At 64.5% G+C, this 18,261-nt stretch carries 17 protein-coding genes; 4 read left to right on the forward strand and 13 right to left on the reverse strand.

Going from position 1 to position 18,261, the window contains the following annotated elements:
• Positions 1-20: 20 nt before the first annotated feature.
• The 7 genes from AC07YZ_RS08940 to AC07YZ_RS08970 all read right to left on the reverse strand — a co-directional run bounded on the left by AC07YZ_RS08940 (position 21) and on the right by AC07YZ_RS08970 (position 5,730).
• On the reverse strand, positions 21-542 hold the full coding sequence (locus AC07YZ_RS08940; protein WP_494794494.1) for a pilus assembly PilX family protein: 522 nt from the start codon (positions 540-542) through the stop codon (positions 21-23).
• A gap of 50 nt (positions 543-592) precedes the next feature.
• Positions 593-1,651, reverse strand: a complete 1,059-nt coding sequence (locus tag AC07YZ_RS08945; protein WP_226493515.1) for a PilW family protein — start codon at positions 1,649-1,651, stop codon at positions 593-595.
• An 8-nt stretch (positions 1,652-1,659) separates the two neighbouring features.
• A complete protein-coding gene (pilV, locus tag AC07YZ_RS08950) occupies positions 1,660-2,133 on the reverse strand; it encodes a type IV pilus modification protein PilV (protein ID WP_494794495.1) in 474 nt (157 codons plus the stop codon).
• Positions 2,123-2,608, reverse strand: coding sequence for a GspH/FimT family pseudopilin (locus tag AC07YZ_RS08955; protein WP_494794496.1), 486 nt, complete (start codon positions 2,606-2,608; stop codon positions 2,123-2,125). The genes pilV and AC07YZ_RS08955 overlap by 11 nt, the downstream gene beginning before the upstream one ends.
• 160 nt (positions 2,609-2,768) lie before the next feature.
• The gene (gene nrdR / locus AC07YZ_RS08960; protein ID WP_494794497.1) at positions 2,769-3,230 is read right to left on the reverse strand and encodes a transcriptional regulator NrdR; all 462 of its coding nucleotides are present in this window, start codon (positions 3,228-3,230) and stop codon (positions 2,769-2,771) included.
• Between the two features lie 103 nt (positions 3,231-3,333).
• Entirely contained in the window at positions 3,334-4,578 is a 1,245-nt protein-coding gene (gene glyA, locus AC07YZ_RS08965; RefSeq protein ID WP_226493511.1) for a serine hydroxymethyltransferase, read from the reverse strand.
• Positions 4,579-4,878: 300 nt separating this feature from the next.
• Positions 4,879-5,730 (reverse strand): lytic transglycosylase domain-containing protein, encoded by an 852-nt coding sequence (locus AC07YZ_RS08970; RefSeq protein ID WP_226494764.1) that lies wholly within the window; start codon positions 5,728-5,730, stop codon positions 4,879-4,881.
• Positions 5,731-6,513: 783 nt separating this feature from the next.
• Here AC07YZ_RS08970 and AC07YZ_RS08975 point away from each other — a divergent pair.
• The gene (locus AC07YZ_RS08975) at positions 6,514-9,261 is read left to right on the forward strand and encodes a DUF349 domain-containing protein (RefSeq protein WP_494794498.1); all 2,748 of its coding nucleotides are present in this window, start codon (positions 6,514-6,516) and stop codon (positions 9,259-9,261) included.
• Between the two features lie 91 nt (positions 9,262-9,352).
• On the opposite strand, the gene AC07YZ_RS08980 is transcribed toward AC07YZ_RS08975, so the two are convergent.
• The 6 genes from AC07YZ_RS08980 to AC07YZ_RS09005 all read right to left on the reverse strand — a co-directional run bounded on the left by AC07YZ_RS08980 (position 9,353) and on the right by AC07YZ_RS09005 (position 14,793).
• The gene (locus AC07YZ_RS08980) at positions 9,353-10,234 is read right to left on the reverse strand and encodes a M90 family metallopeptidase (RefSeq protein WP_494794499.1); all 882 of its coding nucleotides are present in this window, start codon (positions 10,232-10,234) and stop codon (positions 9,353-9,355) included.
• A gap of 3 nt (positions 10,235-10,237) precedes the next feature.
• Positions 10,238-11,104: a UDP-2,3-diacylglucosamine diphosphatase gene (locus AC07YZ_RS08985; protein WP_494794500.1), complete on the reverse strand. Its 867-nt coding sequence runs from the start codon at positions 11,102-11,104 to the stop codon at positions 10,238-10,240.
• Positions 11,105-11,142: 38 nt separating this feature from the next.
• Complete coding sequence (locus tag AC07YZ_RS08990; RefSeq protein ID WP_068174292.1) at positions 11,143-11,649, reverse strand: peptidylprolyl isomerase; 507 nt, start codon at positions 11,647-11,649, stop codon at positions 11,143-11,145.
• 2 nt (positions 11,650-11,651) lie between these two features.
• Positions 11,652-12,209 carry a peptidylprolyl isomerase gene (locus AC07YZ_RS08995; protein ID WP_494794573.1) on the reverse strand — a complete coding sequence of 186 codons (558 nt, stop codon included), beginning with the start codon at positions 12,207-12,209 and terminating at the stop codon, positions 11,652-11,654.
• Between the two features lie 50 nt (positions 12,210-12,259).
• Positions 12,260-13,426, reverse strand: a complete 1,167-nt coding sequence (locus AC07YZ_RS09000) for a L,D-transpeptidase family protein (RefSeq protein WP_494794501.1) — start codon at positions 13,424-13,426, stop codon at positions 12,260-12,262.
• 338 nt (positions 13,427-13,764) lie between these two features.
• A complete protein-coding gene (locus AC07YZ_RS09005) occupies positions 13,765-14,793 on the reverse strand; it encodes a YybH family protein (RefSeq protein ID WP_494794502.1) in 1,029 nt (342 codons plus the stop codon).
• A 306-nt stretch (positions 14,794-15,099) separates the two neighbouring features.
• On the opposite strand from AC07YZ_RS09005, the gene cysS reads away from it, so the two are divergent.
• The 3 genes from cysS to AC07YZ_RS09020 all read left to right on the forward strand — a co-directional run bounded on the left by cysS (position 15,100) and on the right by AC07YZ_RS09020 (position 18,261).
• A complete protein-coding gene (cysS, locus tag AC07YZ_RS09010; protein WP_494794503.1) occupies positions 15,100-16,485 on the forward strand; it encodes a cysteine--tRNA ligase in 1,386 nt (461 codons plus the stop codon).
• On the forward strand, positions 16,485-17,135 hold the full coding sequence (locus AC07YZ_RS09015) for a DNA-3-methyladenine glycosylase family protein (RefSeq protein WP_226493504.1): 651 nt from the start codon (positions 16,485-16,487) through the stop codon (positions 17,133-17,135). Before cysS ends, AC07YZ_RS09015 begins: the two co-directional genes overlap by 1 nt.
• A gap of 136 nt (positions 17,136-17,271) precedes the next feature.
• Complete coding sequence (locus tag AC07YZ_RS09020) at positions 17,272-18,261, forward strand: acetyl-CoA carboxylase carboxyltransferase subunit alpha (protein WP_226493503.1); 990 nt, start codon at positions 17,272-17,274, stop codon at positions 18,259-18,261.

Raw genomic sequence — 18,261 nt, forward strand, 5'->3', positions numbered from 1 at the left:
TTCTTTTCACTTTTTTGGTGTCATTCCGTGGCGTAGACGGACTGCAGAATCACTTCCGCCCGATCGGATCCGGCTTGGCTGCGCGCCGTGATGCGGTAGCGGGCGCAGGTGGCATTCACCAGCGGTGTGCTGGGGTCGCAGGGGAACGCGTTGCCCAGGAATTCCACGAAATACTGCGGCGAGGACCCGGCCTGGGTATTCAGGCTGACGGTGGCGTTGGTCCAACCTGAGAAACCGTTTATGGCCCAACGGCCTTCACAGTAGAGACCCGGCGCGGAGCATAGGCCGCCGGAACAGGTTGAACTGCATTCGGTGGCGTTGGTGGGCGCGGCGAGCGCCAGGGCACTGGTGTGCTTGGGGGTTGTCTGGGCCTGAGCCGCGGCCACGGCTTCGCCTGCACGCAGCCCAGCTTCAGCCGACTGGAAGGCTAGGCTGCGGTCGTAGAAGTTGGAGGACATCTTCGCTTCCAGCACCACGTTGCGCAGACTGGCCACGCCGATCAGTGTGATGAGGACCAGCAGGATGAGCGAGATGATGAGCACGGCGCCGCGCTCCTGTCTCGGTGCGGGTATGTGGGAAGTGTGCAATGGCTTCATGGCAGGCGGTTGCGAAGGGTGACCACGTGCGTCATCTGGCGCTGCAAGGCGGCGCCGTCGGTGCCCACGTTCTGCAGGCTTTGTAAGGTCAGCGTGACGCGAACGGCATTGACCCGGGGCCAACTGGTGACGGAGGCTGCGGTCGCGTAGTCGGTCGGCAATGCACCCGTGGCGTCTGTTTCCAGATAGGTCAGTTGCATGTCGGTGACGCCTTCGGCAATCTCTTCAATCAGCGGCGTTGCGCTGACTGTTCCACCGCTGTTCACCAATCGTGCTCTGTACAGCGACCGCCCGCCTCGCCCATTGAATCCGATGTACCAGATCTCGCTGGTCAGCTTGACCATGTAGCCGCCACTGAAGTCGTACAGATTGCCGTTGACGTTCGAGCAATCGGTGGGGTAGCCCAAACCCTTGCTGCAGTTTCCGGGCGACACCCCAGCAACACCTGTGTTGTGAACCACTGTGCTATTGGAGGTACTCGCACTGGTCACCTGCAGAAGAGCGGCCTGCCGATAGTTGCACACCAGTACGATGTCGCCATCCACTAGGCCATGACTGTTGGTGCCTACGTCAAACTGGGCCGAAGTGGGAACGTGCCCGTTGATCCGCACGCCGGTGTTCAGGTTGCCAAACACCAGGAAGACCGCATCGGTGCCATCGACCCGTTGACCCGCACCGGTACCGATGGTGATGCCGTTGGCTGCCGTACTGTTGTCATAGCCCCGGATGCCATCGGTCCAGTTGGCCCACCAGAAGGCGCTGCCACCGGAATCAGGGTTTATCACATCCGCGGTGGGCACACCCCGACCACACGGACTTCCGCCGGCTTCGCGCACTTGCCGCGCCATCAGTTCCACGGCAGTGCGTCCGCTTTCCTGCATGCGGGAGAGCTGCTCGGTGGTGCGATAGGCCTGCTGATTGGTGACGAACACGCCGATGACGCCTCCCACCAGGAACAAGCCCAGCGCAATGGCCACCATGAGCTCAACAATACCGAAGCCGCGAATCTGTCTGCGGGAGGGGCGGGGTCTGGAAATTCTGGGACGCTGGGTCATGGTTGTTCTCACAGCACACTGATCGTCTCGACCATCTGATTGGAGTCGCCGCTGATAGCCCGCGTGTCGTCCCAGAAGATGCGGACGGTGCATCGCTCACCCTGGCAGGTGATTTCGCCGCAGGTGGTGTCGCGATTTCCCAGGGTCTGCTTCAGCGCCTGCATCCAGAGACGTTGGTCGCTGGTGATCAGTGTGGTGCTGGCGCTGACGCTGCATGTTCTGCTGATGTTGTATTGCCCGGTACGCGCGGCATTCACGTTGGCGCGCATCGCGTCCAGCATCAGGTAGCTCAAGGTCACGGCCTGGCTGCGCTCGAATGCGCTCTGGTTGTTCTTCAGCGTACTGCTTTGCAGGCCTGCAATGCCCAGCAGGCCGATGGCCAGCACGAGCACGGCCACGAGCACCTCGATGAGGCCGAAGCCTCGTTGGGAAGAACGGCCGGCACGCGCCGGACGGGCAGGTTGTCTGTGTTTATTCGACATGGATCGATCCCGTGCGAATCCGGATGTTGCGGGTTTGTGCGCCTGACGTGATGGTGATCTGGCCACCGGTGATCAAGGTGGTACCGACGGTGGCGGTGCTGCAGGTGCAGCTGTAAGGCAGGCCGTCGGCCCGGTAGTCTGCGCAGAAGGTGCCCACCGTGGTGCTGCCTTGCAGGGTGCCTTCGCGGATGGCCGTGGCTGAAGAGGGCGTGCGAACGATCCAGCCAGTGCTCGCACTGCAGAACCGGTGCGTTGCGTTCTTGCGAATGGCTTCGCTGCGCGCGGTTTGCAGCCCACCCAGCAACTCGTTGGATTGCGCAGCGACCCGATTTTTTTCCATCATGCCCTGGAAGCTGGGTACGGCGATACCCAGAAGGATCGCTGCCACGGCGAGCGTCACCATCAGCTCGATGAGCGTAAAGCCGCCCGAACGGTGTCGAGTCGGCTTGCTCAATGGGTATGTGGACTTGTCCAATCGATCTCCGAAACAAACAGCAACTGGTAACAAGGTCAGAGTAACCTCTGGCCTGCTATGTTTTCATAGCGTAACAGTCGGGTTTGGCCCGGATGTACGAAGAACGATGGACGGAGCGTCTGTCCGACTGTACGGAAACGGTGTTGATGCCCTTGGTGCTTCAGCCACTGCTGCGTGAGGTGGTTTCTCTCACGGCGTCCATGAACTCGTTCACATCGTCGAAGCTGCGGTACACGCTCGCGAAGCGTATGTAGGCGACTTTGTCGAGCTTCTTGAGTTCGCGCATCACCATTTCACCCAGGCGGGTGGCGGGAACTTCGCGGACGCCCAGGTTGAGCAGCTTTTCTTCGATGCGCTCGATGGCGGCGTCGACCTGCTCGGTGCTGACCGGGCGTTTGCGCAGCGCCAGCGCGAAGGACGCCCTGAGCTTGGCGGGCACGTAGTCGACGCGCCGACCGTCTTTTTTCACCACAGCTGGAAAGCTGACTTCCGGGCGCTCGTAGGTGGTGAAGCGTTTTTCGCAGTGGCTACATTGGCGGCGGCGGCGGATGAAGTCGGCGTCTTCGGAGATCCGGGTCTCAACGACCTGGGTCTCCAGGTGACCGCAGAAGGGGCATTTCATGGGTACACCAATATACAGAGGGTTGCTGCCTGGCCGCCCACTGGCGAGATGCGCTACCGATGACGGATCGCGTCCCGCGCGGCGGCGCAGGCAGGAGCATGGCTTATTTATAGACCGGGAACCGGGCCGTCAGCGCGTTGACCTTGGCGCGCACGGCCTCGATGTTGGCCGGGTCGCGCGGGTTGTCCAGCACGTCGGCGATCAGGTTGGCGGTCAGCCGGGCCTCTTCGTCCTTGAAGCCTCGGGTGGTCATGGCCGGGGTGCCGATGCGCACGCCGCTGGTGACCATCGGCTTTTCTGGGTCGTTGGGGATGGCGTTCTTGTTGATCGTCATGTGGGCGCTGCCCAGCACGGCCTCGGCTTCCTTGCCGGTGATGCCCTTGGCGCGCAGGTCCACCAGCATCACGTGGCTCTCGGTGCGGCCGCTCACGATGCGCAGCCCACGCTGGGTCAGGGTCTCGGCCACGATCTGGGCGTTCTTCACCACCTGTTGCTGATAGGCCTTGAACTCCGGCGCCAGTGCTTCCTTGAAAGCCACGGCCTTGGCCGCGATCACGTGCATCAACGGGCCACCCTGCAGTCCTGGGAAGATGGCGCTGTTGATGGCTTTTTCGTGCTCGGCCTTCATCAGGATGATGCCGCCGCGCGGGCCGCGCAGGCTCTTGTGGGTGGTGGAGGTCACCACGTCGGCAAAAGGCACTGGGTTGGGGTACACGCCAGCCGCAATCAGTCCGGCGTAGTGGGCCATGTCCACCATGAAGATGGCGCCGACGTCTTTCGCCACTTTGGCGAAGCGTTCGAAATCAATGCGCAGGCTGTAGGCCGAGGCGCCGGCAATGATGAGCTTGGGCTTGGTCTCGTGGGCCTTGCGCTCCATGGCGTCGTAGTCGATTTCTTCCTTGTCGTTCAGGCCGTAGCTGACCACGTTGAACCACTTGCCGCTCATGTTGAGCGCCATGCCGTGGGTGAGGTGACCACCTTCGGCCAGGCTCATTCCCATGATGGTGTCGCCCGGCTTGAGGAAGGCGAGGAACACGGCCTCGTTGGCCGAGGCGCCGCAATGCGGTTGCACGTTGGCGGCGTCGGCGCCGAAGATCTGTTTCACACGGTCAATGGCCAGCTGTTCGGCCACGTCCACATACTCGCAGCCACCGTAGTAGCGGCGGCCCGGATAGCCTTCGGCGTATTTGTTGGTGAGCTGGGTGCCCTGGGCGGCCATGACCGCGGGTGAAGCGTAGTTTTCGCTGGCGATCAGCTCGATGTGGTGTTCCTGGCGCGCGTTTTCGGCCTGGATGGCGGCAAACAGTTCGGGATCGGTTTGCTCGATGAGGATGTTGCGGTCGTACATGGTGGCAGTCTTGGGTAACGTGGATCCCGGCGCGATGTGGACCACATCGGCAGGGGCTGCCCAGGCGAACGGCTGAACACCCGGTCGGGCCGGGCGGCACGCTTCCCAGTGGTTGTCCCGGCCGCTGATCGCTTTCAGCGCCGGGGGGCCACGTCAACGCAGCCAGTCAGAAGGAGTTCGTCCTTCGGTTGGTGCGCCTATCGCCAGTCGCGTACCCGGTTAGTTTAGCCGAGGCTTGCGCGGGCCATGGCTGTCAAATGGAGAGATCGGACGCCCGTGGGGTTTGCGTGTGCGGCTCGATCACGAGTTCGCCAGAGGCGTCTCGGGTGGGACGACGGGGGCCGCAGGCGCTTCCGCTTCGAAGTCGGTCGCAGAGTCTGGCTCGGGTGTGGGCTCGACGGTCGCGGGTGCGATCACCTGGGTGCGTTGGATTTGCGGGAAATAGCGTGGCATGGGTTTGCCCAGGGCCACGCTCTGGATGCGCAGGTGTTCCGCCATGACCTTGTTGATGTAGTCACCGCCATCGGATGAGACTGCGCCCACGTAAAGCCGCAGGCCGCCCTCGATCGAGCCTGCCTGCTTGATGCAGTCCTGCAGCACTTTGGCGCCCACACGAAGGTTCGACACCGGGTCGAAGGCCGCCAGTCGCCCGCCGAAATCCTCGTATTTGTCGGTGTGGACCCGGGTCAGCACCTGCATCAGGCCTTGTGCACCCACGGGGCTCTGTGCAAACGGGTTGAAACGCGACTCGATGGCCATGACCGCGAGGATCAGCGTGGGATCTACCCGGGCTTTCTGGCCGACGTCAAAGGCCTCCGCCACCAGCACGCTCAGGGGTTCGGGCGCCACACGGTATTTGCGGCTCAACCAGAAGGCCACATTGGCCTGCTGTTTTGGGAGGTCGGTCGGCTGGACGGCGGTGACGCGCTCGATGGCGCTGGGCTCGGGGTTGAACACGGCCGCGTCTGCGGTTTCGGTCGTTGCTACTTGGCGCTCCAGCAACCAGCCGAGCAGCTGTTGTTCGGCGCTGGTTCGCAGATCGCTGCGCGCGGCCAGCGTGATCAGTCCGACGGCCAGCAGGGTGCCCAGCAGCGCCAGGCCATTGTGGGTGATGTCGAAAAAGCCGCGGGACACATCGCCCAGTGCGGCCATGAGGGCCGCCTTGGCACCTTTGGTGCTCCTTGTTTGTTGTTGTTGCGCTGTCATGTTGTCGCTCCTTTCTGTGTCGCCCTGACGGGTGGGTCCGGTCGACTGGATTGGGTCGCCATCGACGGCAGGACCTCATGGGCCTGGCGATCGACTTAGCCGGGTTCGGCAGCGGGTCGGGTTTACCCTGGATGGGCAAAGCCGACGGATGTTATGGAGTTGTACATGTCAAGTCAATGTTTAAGATGTTATTTATTATGACTTTTGTGTATTAAGAAGATGTGATGGACTGTGATGCACAGACATCCCTAGCGACACCACCAGCGTGGATCGGGCTTCCAGTCCCGTGTGCCACTTTTGACCGTTTGTCGGGCAATTGATACCTTTCGTTCTCGGGGTGGGTCGTTCGAGGCGGGTGAATGGGCCGTGGTTGCGTGATTGAAAATCCACATGGTCGCACCTGGGCGAAACCCTTGAAGCAATGGCCGAACCGGGGTAACCTGTGCTTGCCTGTCATTGCGACTGGCATCAGCTGGCAACACGGTCTGACCGTCTGCCGGCTCCAAAGGGAGCAATCTGTTGCTTCCAGGCTGGGGAGACATCAAACTCTCTCCGCCAAATCCGACGGCAAGTGCATTACGCCCGCCGTCAGCCCCGGTGGGTTCAGCCCATCGGGGTTTCTCGTTTCTGGGGTGTCCCTTTCTGTGCGTGCGTGAACAGCGGCGACAATACGCGCTTGCTCGATGCCGGCACGGTGTCGAACCCTTCCTTTTCTGAGTCTCCTGTTTGATGTCGCTGTTTCCCCTGCGCAAGTCGCCGACCCCATCCAACGCCGCCGCCGTGAATACCCCCATCCCGACCAAGCCCTCAACCTTCTCCGCGCCACATCCGCTGGATGCGCTCACCGGAGGCGCGTTTTCCGCACCCACCTCCGGCGAGCGTGCGGCGCGCATCCGGGAGTGGCTGGGCAGTGGGCCGTCGGTGGAGTTGATGAACGAGGTGTTCAAGGAGTTGTCGCACCGCGACCGGGGCGCCGCCAAGCCGCTGAAGGAAAAGCTCGACGAACAGAAGCGCCAGAAGTCGCAGGAGCAGATCGCCGTGGAATGGGCCCACAAGGCGCAGACCCTGCTGGACCACTCGCGGCTGAACCTTGCGGATGCCTTGGCCTGGCAGCGCGACGCGGCCCGGGCCGGTGCGCCCCTGTCTCGCGAACCGCTGGCCTCGCTGAAACAGGCATTGACCGAGCGGGTCAAGGCCATCGAAGACCTGCAGCACCGGGTGCAGGTGGAGCGCGAAGCCGCGGTGTTGATCGCGCAGCGCATCGAGGTGCTGTCGACCAAATCCTGGCGCGATGCCCAACACAGCGCCGACACCCTGCGTGCCGATGTGGCGCACTGGCTGCAGCAGACCAGCACGCTGCAGAACGATGCGCAGTGGGCGAGTGTGGAGGCCAAGTTCCCGCCCATGCTGGAGGCCTCGCGCAGCCAGCTGCAATTGGTATGGGATGCCTTCGAGGCCGCATTGGCTCAGACCGTTGCCGCCGATGCCGATCCGCAGGCGCCGCTGCCCGCCGTGCCCGTGTGGGCCGACGAACTGCGCGTCGCTCGTGGTGTGGATGTGGTGGCGCCGGCTGAGAGGTCCGCCCAGAGTGCGCAGGCCGCGCAGGAAAAACGGACCCGTGTGGCCGCCGAGCTGGACAAAGTGCTGGGGGTGCTCGAACGTGAGTTGGCCGAAGGCCACGGCAAAGCCACGCCCAAAGCCGCCTCCGATGTGCGCGCGGTGCTCAAGAGCCACGCGCGGCATATCGGTGCCGAGCTGGAGGCGCGGGCCCATGCCGCCTTGACCCAGGCGGGTGAACTCGAAGGCTGGCAACGCTGGCGCGCTGATCAGCTGCGCGAAGAACTGGTCGCCAAGGCCGAGGCCCTGCTGCAGGCCCCTGAAGGCCAGCGCCTGGGTGGGCGCAAGATGCAGGAGACTCTGCGCAGTTTGCGCGACCAGTGGAAGAGCACCGACCAGGGCGGGCAACCCAATCACGCGCTCTGGAAGCGTTTTGACGAAGCTTGTACCGAGGCCCACAAATGGGTGGAAGCCTGGTTGAGCCAGGTGCGCCAGCAGGCCGATGCCCACCGGGCCCAGCGCCTGGGGATCATCGAAGAACTCAAGGCATGGACCTTGGCGCACGAGCAGAGCAGCGACTGGAAAGCCATGGTGCGGGAGCTGCACGCGTTCTCCGAGCGCTGGCGCGAAGCCGGGCACCTGAGCGAAAAGGCGTTTGCTGAGATCCAGCCGATCTGGAAAGACGTGATGCACGCCGCGCACGCACGTCTGGAGACCGCGCAGGCCGAGAGCACGGCGCGTCGCCGGGCGCTGATCGACGAAGCCATCGCGCTGGGGGCCGCACCGGTGTTGCGCATCGACGCGGTCAAGGCCCTTCAGCAGCGCTGGCAGGCCGAGGCCCACGCGGTGCCCCTGGAGCGCAAGCACGAACAGAAGTTGTGGGAGGCGTTCCGTCAGCCGATCGACGAGGCTTTCTCTCGCAAGAGCAGCGAACGCGAGAAGGCGTCCACGGCGCTCAATGCGCACGATCAGCGCGTGCTGGATGCGTCCCGCGCCCTGGAGGACGCGAGCGCCAGTGGCGACGCGCAGCGGATCCGCGAGGCGATGGCTGCGCTGGAGGCTGCGCTGAACGCTCAGCCCGAGGCCGTGCCTTCGGGTCGGCGAGACGCTGCTACGCCCACCGGACCCCAGAGCGGGGCGGCCGAGGGTGAAGGGGGCACCGACGCGGTGTCTCCCAACGAAGCGCAAGCGGCCGAGGGCGATGCGGTCGAAGGTGCGCCTGAGGTACCGGCCAAAGCGGCGGCCCCCGCCGCGCCCCCGAAGAAGGTGGTGGCGGTGCGCGGGGACGACCGTCCTGGCATGAAGAAGGCCGAGCCTGCGGGGCGGGACGGCCGGCGGGGTGATCGCCCGGAGGGGCGCCGTGATGGCGCTCCCGGGCGGCCCGACGCACGAGGTGGGCGCGATGGCGGTGCGCCGTACCGCGATCAGCGCGATTGGCGCGAGGAGCGTGAGCCTCGCGGTCCTCGACTCGGCGATGCCGCCTTCCGCGCGCAACGCCAGGCCATCGAATCGGCACAGGCCAGTCTACGCAAGCTGGCCGCGCAGGCCCACGGCGAGGTGTTGACCCAGCTGATGTCCGCGTGGGAGCAGCGCGACGCGCAGCAATTGCCCACCGCGCAGGCCTTGGGGGCGCGCGTGAATGCGGGCAGCCGGGCCGCCTGGGCGGCGGCGCTGTCGCAGGCCCCCGCTGGGTTGCCGGGTGAAACCCTGCTGAGGCTCGAAATGGCCGCCGAGGTGCCCACGCCCGCCGAACACCTGAGCGACCGCCGCATGCTGCAACTGCAGTTGCTGACGCGCCGCAATGCGGCCAGTCCGGCCGAAACCTGGAGCGAAGACGTGGCGAAGGTGCTCGGTTCGGGTTATGACGCGGCTGCGGCGCGGCGCTTGCAGGCCGTGCTCAAGGTCCTGCTCAAGCGTTGACGCGGTTTGCCTGGAGCGTCGCGAGAGCGGGGCTCCGGGTACGGTCGCTGGTTGCGCGGGGAGGGGGCCCGCCACCGTGACCGGCTGGGGTTCAGGTTCTGGGTCGAAAGAAGCCGTCGTACAGCGGTATCAGCTCGGGGAACTCCAGCGCGAAGCGCTCGCGGTTGACGAAATAGGCTTCACAGGTCACGGCGAAAAATTCCGCCGGATCCTTGGCGGCGTAGTCGTCCAGCCAGGGCGGTTCACCACCGAAGCGTTCGGCCAGGGTCAGGCTCTCACGAAAGCGGTTGTAGGCGGCCTGCATGGTCCGCCGCCAGTGCTCCCGTGCTTGTGCGGCACTGTCCGAGCCCAGAAAACCCTTCGCCAATGGAGGCGCTCCGTCGGGTGTATCGCCCGTGCGCATGCCGTGCATGTCGATCTTGTGCACGAACTCGTGGATGACGACGTTGCTGCCATGTTCCGCCGCGGAACCGGCATGGGCAACGTCTTCCCAGCTCAGCATCAAAGGCCCGCGGTCCATCGCCTCGCCGGCGAGCACCTCGCGGTAGCGGTGCACCACGCCCATGCCATCGGTGACCTCGCGCTGGGCCACCGCTGCGCCGGGCTGCACCACGATGCCCACGAAGTCGCCATACCAGTCCAGCGCGGGCAAGGGGTCGTTGGTGGGGGCCTGGGCGACGCCGCCCATGTACAGCAGGGGCAGGCAGGCCTGGGCGGCGATGGTCAGAGCCATGGCATCGGTGATGGTCAGGCCATTGGCGCCGTGGAATTCTTTCTCCAGCAGAAAGTGCTGGCACAGCTGGCGCAACCTTTGTTGCTCGTGTGGGTCGAGTGCCGCCAGGAAGGGGTGTTGCGCCAGCATGGCGTTCCACAGGGCGGAGGGGATCTCTGGAGGGCGGCGCAGACGCCGCGGTAGCCAGCGCTGGATGAAGGTGGGCAGGAGGCGGCTCACAGGTGGTGGTCGACGCGCCATGGCTCAGCAGGGCATGAGTGGCTGCCGCTCATGCCCGCTCAATGGCTGTGGCAGGCGGTGGAACCCCCGTGCGTCGAGTCTCAACACTTCGGCGCGCGGCGGGTGGGCCAGTGCGTCCCAGTCGCTGAGAACCACACGGCGCAGGCCGTCGCCCAGTTCGTGCTGGGCCGGCCGGTGGGTGTGGCCGTGGACCAGGGTGCTGGCCGCGCCGCGCCGCAGCCAGTCCTTGGCGGCGGTGGCATCCACATCGGCCCACAGCGTGGGGTCGTTCGCCAGGCCGCGCTTGCGGAGTTCGCTCTGGGTGCGCAGACCACGTGCGATGGCCTCGCGTTCGGCCAGGGGCTGGGCCAGGAAGGCCTGTTGCCAGTCCGGCTGGCGCACCATGGCGCGAAAGCGCATGTAGTCGGTATCGTCCAGGCAGAGCGCGTCGCCGTGGCTGAGCAGCCAGCGTTGGCCCAGAAACGCCAGCACCGTGGGATCGGACAGCCCATGCATGCCGCAGGCGCTCAGACCCGCTGGACCCAGCAGGAAATCGCGGTTGCCGTGCATGAAGTACACGGGGGTGTGCTGGCCATGGGCGTGCAGCGCTTCGGCGCAGCGGCGCCAGAAACCGTGGTCGGCGGAATGCTGTGTGCCCGTGGGGGGGAGGGCGGCCTGAAGCAGGTCGTCGCCCACCCAGACCTCGAACAGGTCGCCCAGGATGAACAAGGCATCGGCCCGTTCGGCCGGGGGGCGCTGCAGGTAATGCAGCCAGCATTCGAAGGTGGCCGGCTCCGAGGCCTGCAGGTGCAGGTCGGAAATGAAGTCGACCGCTTGCCAGTGCGCAGGGGCGCGGAGTGCGGCGAAGCGGTCGGAGGTCGGGGTGTCCATGGAGCAAGAAGCCCATCGGCCCCCTGGGTCGCGGTGCGTCAGAGGGCGACCGCTTTTTCGATCACCACATCGTCCTTGGGCACATCATCGTGGAAGCCCTTGCGGCCGGTGGTCACCGCTTCGATTTTCTTGACGATGTCGGTGCCCGAAACCACTTTGCCGAACACGGCGTAGCCCCAGCCCTGCGCGCTGGGCGCGGTGTGGTTGAGGAAGCCGTTGTTGGCGACGTTGATGAAGAACTGCGCGGTGGCCGAATGCGGGTCACTGGTGCGGGCCATGGCCACGGTGTAGCTGTCGTTCTTCAGGCCGTTGTTGGCTTCGTTGTTGATCGGCTGGTCCGTGGGTTTCTGGTTCATGCCGGGCTCAAAGCCGCCGCCTTGCACCATGAAACCGGGAATGACGCGGTGGAACACCGTGTTGTTGTAGTGGCCCTTGTTCACGTAGGACAGGAAGTTGGCGGTCGACAGCGGCGCCTTTTCGGCGTCGAGTTCGAGGGTGATGACGCCAAAGCTGGCGATGTGCAGTTCGACTTGGGGGTTGGCCATGTTCATTTCTCCAGAGTGGCTTTGAGGATGGTGATGGGGGACTTGGGCACGTTCTGATGCATGCCCTGGTTGCCGACCGGGACGAGCTTGATCTTGTCAACCACGTCCATGCCGGCGGTGACCTTGCCAAAAACGGCGTAACCATAGCCGTCCGGGCTGGGGGCATTCAGTCCGGCGTTGTTCACCACATTGATGAAAAACTGTGCGGTGGCCGAGTTGGGGTTGGAGGTGCGGGCCATGGCGATGGTGCCGCGGTCGTTTTTCAGACCATTGCTGGCTTCGAGCGGAATGGGCGAACGGGTTGTCTTTTGCTGGAGATCGGTACCGAAGCCCCCACCCTGGATCATGAAGTTGTCCATGACCCGATGGAAGACCGTGCCATCGTAGTGTTTGTCCTGCACGTACTGCAGGAAGTTCTCCACCGTCTTCGGCGCTTTGTCGGGGTAGAGCTCCAGCACGATGTCGCCCATGGAGGTGCTCAGCCGCACTTTGGGGAGCGCACTGGGCGTTTGTGCCGCAGCAGGGAAGGCCAAGGCGCACAGGGCGCTGGCGGTCAACATCGTGGCCAGTCGGCGGCGCAGTGGGCTGGCCAGAGGGGGGAGGCGGTCCATCAGGTGTTTCCTTCAAAAAAAATCTTCCACTGGTCGCGCTCGCGGGCCCAGTACTGGCGCTTGGTCACTCCACGTGTCTGGCCTTGCGCCACTTCGCCAAAGGTGACCACCATGGTGTCCTGGCTGTCGCGCCAGCGCAGCATCGACACTTCTTTGAGCTGCAGGTCGCGTGCTGCCCCGGCGCTGCGAAGTTCACCTTCCACCCGCGGCCACCACTGGGAAAAATCACGCCCCTGGTTCTGGAAACGGTTGGAATAGAACCCTTTGAGGTCGTCCAGTTGGCCCTGGCTCTTGGCGCTGCGCCAGGCCTCGAGCGCCGCTTCGAACGACTGGCGTTCAGCGTCCAGCGATTCGGGCGTGACCCAGTCGAGCGACGGTGCGATGACCACCGGCGTGGTGCGGATCTGCACCGTGGACAGCAGGCGCTCCAGATCGGGGTTGGACAGCACCACGCAGCCGTCCGAGGCCAGCGGCGCGCGCACGAACTGCTCACGGGGTGTGCCGTGCAGCCAGATGCCGCTGCCGGTCTTGCCCCGTTGAACATCCAATGGATTCGGGTAGTTGATGGGCAGCGCGCCAACGCCGTACAGATCGGGCAGGTTGTCGGGGTTCAGGTTGCTGGTGATGTAGTAGACCCCCAGCGGGGTGCGCTTGTCGCCTTCGACAGCCTTTTCGATGCCCTGCAAGCCCACCGAGATGTAGAAGTCGCCCAGCAGGCGCAGGTGGGGCGCGGCAAAACCGTCGGCCCCAGGCCGGGCCGTTGCGAGGTTTTCGAACAGGTACAGGCGCGAGCGTGAGGCGTCCACGGCGATGGCGTGCCGGCTCTGTGACGACAGGGCCAGAAACTGGGCCGGGATGCTGCCCTGTGGAGGGCGTTCGATGAGCGCGCGCAGACGGCGGCGCGACTCGTCGCGCAGAGCCGCCAGTTGCTCCGCCGCGGCCTGCGCCTTGGTGTCGGGCACATCGCCCAACTGACGCACCGGCCGCGCCTGCAAACTCAGCAGATCGCCATGGACCAGATGGGCCAGGTGGAAATTGGGGTGGTCTTCCACCAGCACGGACGCCTTGCGCAGCGCCTCACGGTGTTGTCCCTGGCTGATCAGTCGATAGATGTCGATCAGCCGTGCTTCGGCCTGTCCCAGCAGAGGCAGGACTTCCTGGAGCACTTCGCCGGATAACGGCCTGGCCTGCAGTCCCGACGAGGTGCCTGCCGACAGCTGATGGGCTGCGTCCTGCACCTTGGCCAACGCGCTGTCGAGGAGCGAAGGCCGTTGTGTGACGGCAGCGAGTACGGGCTGTGTCTGCGCGGTACCGGCTGCGGGCGTCAAACCGACCGCATCCGTTGGGCCGCGGGTCACGCAGGAAGAGAAGAAAAAAAGCAGGATCGCAGAGACGGCGAGCGTGACCAAGCCGGCAACCGGGCGCCGCACACCGCCGAACCCCGAATTCAGGTAGGCGGCGGGGACACTGGCATGCCCTCTCTGGAAATACCGCCGACCGGCCATCAGGAACCCGTGGATTCGCGCACGATCAGCCAGCGGTCGCCTTTCTTGACCATATCGAGCGACTTGCGGCCGCTGACATTGATGTTGTCTGAACTGTAGGCCTGCTGGAACCGCGCGGTGGCGCGCTCACCTTGCACGGAGACGGACAGATCGCTGATGCCCACGTCGATGCGGGTGCGGGGCACGATGCGGGCCTTGCGGTCGGCTTCCCAGTCGCTGCGCGACTGGCCCTTGGGCGGTGTGAAGCTGGGCGCGTAGGCACCCAGATAGTTCTGCATGTCCTTGCTCGACCAGGCCTTGGCCCAGGCTTGCACCGCGGCTTCGACGTCGTTTTTCTCGCCGCTGGTCGCCACGGGGGCGGCGGCAGGCGCTGGTGCTGGCTTGGTGGCTGCGGCGGACGGAGGAGTCACGGGGGAGGTGACCGCCGCCGCGGTGGCGGGGCGAGCGCTTTTGGTGTCAGCCGAAAAGAGGTTGCGGATCAGGCTCAGCTTGGGGGCGACACCCGTGTTGCCCGAATCCAGCTGCAGGGCCTTGCTGTAGGCCTGGCTGGCCAGTTTGGCATACACGTCGCCCAGGTTTTCGTGGGCGGTGGCGTAGCTCGGGTTGGTGCGAATCGCCATTTCGAGTGCGGCGCGTGCCTTGTCGAACTGGCTCTGACCGGCGTACAGCACAGCCAGGTTGTTGTAGGGCTCGGGCAGCTCGGGATAGTCCTCGGTCAGCTTGCTGAACGTTGCGATCGCATCGGTGGGCTTGCCGCTTTCGGTCTGGATCACGCCCTTGAGAAAACGCATCTGGGCGTCGCGGGGCTTGTTGGCCAGGTGCTGATCGGCTTTGGTCAGGGCTTCGCTGAATTGTCCTGCGCGCATGAGGCGATTGACCTCGGCGTAGTCGTCGGACTGGGCCATCACCAGCGGAGCGCTCAAGGCCGCCGAGAGGGCGACCGACATGGCCATCAGACGCAGAGGCTGGGTGACCGTGGCACGGGTGCCGCTGCGAAATTGCGCTTGCAGGAAAGACGGGGTTTTCATGGGGTGGGGCATGGGACCTCAGATGGCGAAAGCGGCGGACCAAAGACGGTGGGCGGACCTGCAAAACATCACTATAGCGCCCATCGAGACACGGTCATGCTGCCTGGGGCTGGCTATACTGACAGATTGTATCTGAGGGGGTAAGTCCAATGGCTACCTGACGCGAGGGGTGCGCCCCGCATCCCGTCGTGTGGTGGCCGGCCCAACCCATTGCCGCGACCGGCGCTTTCCCAATGCATTGCCGATGCGCCGATGGCCAGTGGGTTCAACGGTCGCAGCGCATCCAACCCGTGTGGTCCGTTTCCCATGACTTTGAGCATTTTCAATACCCTGTCCCGACGTGTGGAGGCCTTTGAGCCTCTGGAGCCAGGCCATGTGCGCATGTACGTGTGCGGCATGACGATCTACGACTTCTGCCATATCGGTCATGCCCGCATGATGATGGCTTTCGACGTGGTGCAGCGCTGGCTCAAGGTCAGTGGTTACCGTGTGACCTACGTGCGCAACATCACGGACATCGACGACAAGATCATCAAGCGTGCGCTGGAGCGTGGCATCACCCTGCGGGCCCTGACCGACGAGATGACCGCCGCCATGCACGAGGACATCGGCGCGCTGGGCATCGAGCCACCCAGCCTGGAGCCGCGCGCCACCGAGTATGTGCCCCAGATGCTGTCGCTGATTGGCACGCTGCAGGGCAAGGGGCTGGCCTACCAGGCCGACAACGGTGACGTGAACTTCGCCGTGCGCAAGTTCGATGGCTACGGCAAGCTTTCGGGCAAATCGCTGGACGACTTGCGGGCTGGCGAACGGGTGGCGGTGGCTGCCGACAAAAACGATCCGCTGGATTTCGTGCTCTGGAAATCGGCCAAGCCCGACGAGCCCGCGGAGGCCCGGTGGGACAGCCCGTTCGGTCCGGGCCGCCCGGGTTGGCACATTGAGTGCTCGGCGATGAGTTGCGCCACGCTGGGTGAAACCTTCGACATCCACGGTGGGGGCGCCGATCTGCAGTTCCCGCACCACGAAAACGAGATCGCCCAGTCGGAGGGGGCCAATGGCAAGCCGTTGGCGCGTTTCTGGGTGCACAACGGCTTCGTTCGTGTCGACAACGAAAAGATGTCCAAGAGCCTGGGCAATTTTTTCACCATCCGAGAGGTGCTGCAGAAATACGACCCGGAGACGGTGCGTTTTTTCATTCTGCGTGCCCACTACCGCAGTCCGTTGAACTACAGCGATGTGCATCTGGACGATGCGCGTGCGGCACTCAAGCGCCTGTACACCGCACTCAGCCTGGTGCCGGCCGTGGACGCCCCGATCGACTGGAGCCAACCGTTTGCCCAGCGCTTCCGTGCCGCGATGGACGAGGATTTCGGCACGCCCGAGGCGGTGGCCGTGCTGTTTGATCTGGCGGGCGAGGTCAACCGCAGCCGGGATGCGTCGCTGGCGGGCCTGTTGCGGGCGCTGGGTGGCACCCTGGGGTTGCTGCAGGCCGATCCCGGGGCGTATCTGCAGGGTGGCGGCGCGGCGGCGGGCGGCCTGGATGAGGCCGCCATCCTGGACCTGATCGCCCAGCGGGCCGCGGCCAAGCAGGCCCGCAATTTCGCTGAAGCCGACCGCATCCGCGAGGCCTTGCAGGCGCAGGGGGTGGTGCTCAAGGACAGTCCGACCGGCACCACCTGGGAGCGTCACTGATGGCCTCGTCCGTCCTGCCCGACGTCGGTCCCGAGGCGCCTGATTACTGGGTTGAAGCCTGCCGCCATTTGATGAAGCGCGACCGCGTGATGAAGAAATTGATCCCGCTGCATGGCGGCGTCAGTCTGCAGTCGCGCGGGGATGCTTTCGTCACGCTGGCGCGCAGCATCGTGGGCCAGCAGATATCGGTCAAGGCCGCGCAGTCGGTCTGGGACCGCTTTGCCGTGCTGCCAAAGAAGATGCTGCCATCGCAGGTGCTCAAGCTCAAGGTGGACGACATGCGCGCGGCCGGCCTGTCGGCCCGCAAAGTGGAATATCTCGTCGATCTGGCGCTGCACTTCGCCAATAACCAGGTGCATGTGGATGCCTGGGAAGAGATGGACGACGAGGCCATCATCGGTGAATTGGTGGCCATTCGTGGCATTGGCCGCTGGACCGCCGAGATGTTCCTGATCTTCCACCTGATGCGTCCCAACGTATTGCCAATGGACGATCTGGGCCTGCAAAATGGCATCAGCCGCTGTTATTTTTCGGGCGAACCCGTGAGCCGAAGCGAGATTCGCGAAGTGGCGGCGACCTGGGCGCCGTTCTGCAGCGTGGCGACTTGGTATATTTGGCGCTCGCTGGACCCGGCCCCCGTGGCCTATTGAGGAACCCCATCCCCCCGTTGCTCGCTCACTTCGTGTAGCCGCATACCCCCTCCAGGCGGTGGCACCTGCGGCCCGGCAAAGCCGGTTTCGCGGTGTCCCCCTGAGGCAATTCGTCAAAGACCAGAGGAGTCGACTCTTGGCCAAAAAGAACTTTCTCGACTTCGAGCAACCCATTGCCGAACTCGAATCCAAAATCGAAGAACTCCGTTATGTGCAGACCGAGTCCGCGGTCGACATCTCAGCGGAAATCGAACAGCTGTCGGGCAAGAGCCTGCAGCTCACCAAGGACATCTACAGCAGCCTCACGCCCTGGCAGATCACCAAGATCGCGCGCCACGCCGACCGGCCGTACACGCTGGACTACGTGCGCGAGATCTTCACGCACTTCCAGGAGCTGCACGGTGACCGCCATTTTTCGGACGACCTCTCCATCGTTGGCGGTCTGGCCCGGTTCAATGGCCAGCCCTGCATGGTGCTCGGGCATCAGAAGGGACGCGACACCAAGGAGCGTGGCCTGCGCAACTTCGGCATGACCAAGCCCGAGGGCTACCGCAAGGCGCTGCGCCTGATGAAGGTGGCCGAGAAGTTCAAGCTGCCGGTGTTCACCTTCGTGGACACGCCGGGCGCCTACCCCGGCATCGACGCCGAAGAGCGCGGCCAGTCCGAAGCCATTGGCCGCAACATCTTCGAGATGGCGCAACTCGAAGTGCCGATCATCTCCACCATCATCGGTGAAGGCGGTTCCGGCGGTGCGCTGGCGATCTCGGTGGCCGATCAGGTGCTGATGCTGCAGTACTCGGTGTATTCCGTGATCAGCCCCGAAGGTTGCGCATCGATCCTCTGGAAAACCAGCGACCGCGCCAGCGATGCGGCCGATGCGCTGGGCATCACCGCGCACCGCCTCAAGGCGCTCGGGCTGGTGGACAAGATCGTCAACGAGCCGGTGGGTGGCGCGCACCGCGACCACAAGCAGATGGCCGCGTTTCTCAAGCGCGCGCTGACCGATGCCTGGCGCCAGGTGGCCGATCTCAAGGTCAAGGAACTGGTGGACCGCCGCTACGCGCGCCTGAACAGCTACGGCCGTTACACCGACACCAAGGCCGACAGCAAGCAGGAAAAACGCTGA

Source organism: Hydrogenophaga sp. GW101-3F08 (genome assembly GCF_059424585.1).

Coding starts and splice junctions, on each gene's coding strand:
- AC07YZ_RS08945 (WP_226493515.1), bottom strand. CDS start 1,651: ATGACCCAGCGTCCCAGAATTTCCAGACCCCGCCCCTCCCGCAGACAG.
- pilV (WP_494794495.1), bottom strand. CDS start 2,133: ATGTCGAATAAACACAGACAACCTGCCCGTCCGGCGCGTGCCGGCCGT.
- nrdR (WP_494794497.1), bottom strand. CDS start 3,230: ATGAAATGCCCCTTCTGCGGTCACCTGGAGACCCAGGTCGTTGAGACC.
- glyA (WP_226493511.1), bottom strand. CDS start 4,578: ATGTACGACCGCAACATCCTCATCGAGCAAACCGATCCCGAACTGTTT.
- AC07YZ_RS08970 (WP_226494764.1), bottom strand. CDS start 5,730: ATGGCCGCACTGGGCGATGTGTCCCGCGGCTTTTTCGACATCACCCAC.
- AC07YZ_RS08975 (WP_494794498.1), top strand. CDS start 6,514: ATGTCGCTGTTTCCCCTGCGCAAGTCGCCGACCCCATCCAACGCCGCC.
- AC07YZ_RS08980 (WP_494794499.1), bottom strand. CDS start 10,234: ATGGCGCGTCGACCACCACCTGTGAGCCGCCTCCTGCCCACCTTCATC.
- AC07YZ_RS08985 (WP_494794500.1), bottom strand. CDS start 11,104: ATGGACACCCCGACCTCCGACCGCTTCGCCGCACTCCGCGCCCCTGCG.
- AC07YZ_RS08990 (WP_068174292.1), bottom strand. CDS start 11,649: ATGGCCAACCCCCAAGTCGAACTGCACATCGCCAGCTTTGGCGTCATC.
- AC07YZ_RS08995 (WP_494794573.1), bottom strand. CDS start 12,209: ATGTTGACCGCCAGCGCCCTGTGCGCCTTGGCCTTCCCTGCTGCGGCA.
- AC07YZ_RS09005 (WP_494794502.1), bottom strand. CDS start 14,793: ATGAAAACCCCGTCTTTCCTGCAAGCGCAATTTCGCAGCGGCACCCGT.
- cysS (WP_494794503.1), top strand. CDS start 15,100: ATGACTTTGAGCATTTTCAATACCCTGTCCCGACGTGTGGAGGCCTTT.
- AC07YZ_RS09015 (WP_226493504.1), top strand. CDS start 16,485: ATGGCCTCGTCCGTCCTGCCCGACGTCGGTCCCGAGGCGCCTGATTAC.